Raw genomic sequence first — 1441 nt, 5'->3', positions numbered from 1 at the left:
AGCTTCTAGTTTGAATTCTGCGCTAAATGTACGTCTGGTTCTTTTAGTCATTGTTTCACCTGTAAGTTCATAAGGTGTATATTAACACCTCTAATCAGGTGGCCAAATTAACTATGCCACTACAAAATCCCTTTCTCCCCCTGGTGGACCAGTTAAATATCGGTTTAACTACAACATAACTTTTCAACAGACTGCCGTACTCCAAAAACAATTTATTCTAGTTTTTTTGGGGGATATATGACTGAAATTCAATACATAAAACTCGGATGGGTAAAACCCATAATTATTGAAAAATTAAAAGGTATCAAGACAGACGCACTTCGAAAGAAAAAAGAACAGCATTTATTTATAGAAGAGAAGCACTGGAGAAAAGCTAAAGACAACGTGATTTATTACAACTATGAAGAATTAGATAGTTTATTAGGGGGGAAATATGACTAATAGAAAAGACTCAATACTAACTGGGGAAGCACTAAAAGATGAAGTAGAACAATACAAAGGATTAACCATACACGGTAATCGAATCAGAATGAGTTTCACCTATAAGGGACAACGTTGTATTGAAAATCTTGACGATAAATTAACAGCTAAAAATATAAAAGCGGCAGATGATAAACGTACTGCTATTCGGCATGAAATAAGTCGTGGGAGTTTTAAGTACGAAGAGCATTTCCCCAATAGCAAAAAAACGCATTTATTCAGTTGTAAACCACGCACTGAAGAAACCTTATCATCGGTACTAAATAGGTGGCTAGAAATAAAAAAAACCAAGCTAGCACCAAGCTCTTATAAAAGCTATCACAACAAATCTCACTGCCACATTATCCCTAAATTTGGTAGTAGGAAAATTAGTACAATCCTTCAGAGTGAAATAAATGAGTGGGTATCTAAGGATTTACACCATTTAAGTAATAAAACGATTAACAATATACTACTAGTACTCAGAGGTTGCTTTGCTGACGCAGTAAAAGATCAAAAACTTGATTCTTCGCCTATGGAACATGTCGAGCCTTTAAAGCAATTAGAAAATGAACCTGATCCATTTTCACTTGAGGAAATAAGAGCATTTGTTAACACACCAACAAATAGAGTACAGGAAGTAAATGCGTTTGAGTTCTCGTGCTTAACAGGGCTTCGTCCATCAGAAATGATCGCTTTAGCATGGGAAGATGTCGATACCGTCAATTGGACACTAAAAATCGATAGAGCCAAAGTGAACAATAGCTTTAAGCGAACAAAAACAAAATCCAGTAAACGAACCATTAACCTTATAGCTCCCGCTATTGACGTTTTAAAAAGGCAAATGGAATTTAGTAATACCAATCCTCTTTGAAATATGATCTAATTAGCATCAGCAAAAAATAACAAATCGTGATTTATGACTCAATTGACTTCTGACGCTTTGCTCAAGCTCTCTAAAAGAGAAAAGAACCCGCACAAA

Annotated in this window: 2 protein-coding genes; both read left to right on the top strand. The window is 35.3% G+C overall.

Features of this window, described 5'->3' with window-relative positions; translation table 11 throughout:
* The first annotated feature begins 237 nt into the window (after window positions 1-237).
* Complete coding sequence (gene xisR / locus ACSLUK_RS19895; protein WP_448550543.1) at window positions 238-441, top strand: excisionase family protein; 204 nt, start codon at window positions 238-240, stop codon at window positions 439-441.
* Window positions 434-1333 carry an Arm DNA-binding domain-containing protein gene (locus ACSLUK_RS19890; protein WP_448550542.1) on the top strand — a complete coding sequence of 300 codons (900 nt, stop codon included), beginning with the start codon at window positions 434-436 and terminating at the stop codon, window positions 1331-1333. The genes xisR and ACSLUK_RS19890 overlap by 8 nt, the downstream gene beginning before the upstream one ends.
* Window positions 1334-1441: the final 108 nt, after the last annotated feature.

It is taken from the genome of Thalassotalea fusca (assembly GCF_053485835.1).
Note: the sequence above shows the minus strand (reverse complement) of the source record. Positions and strands in the feature narration are given on the sequence as shown.

Bases quoted from the DNA above. Each gene is read 5' to 3' on its own strand.
- xisR (WP_448550543.1), top strand. From the start codon at position 238: ATGACTGAAATTCAATACATAAAACTCGGATGGGTAAAACCCATAATT.
- ACSLUK_RS19890 (WP_448550542.1), top strand. From the start codon at position 434: ATGACTAATAGAAAAGACTCAATACTAACTGGGGAAGCACTAAAAGAT.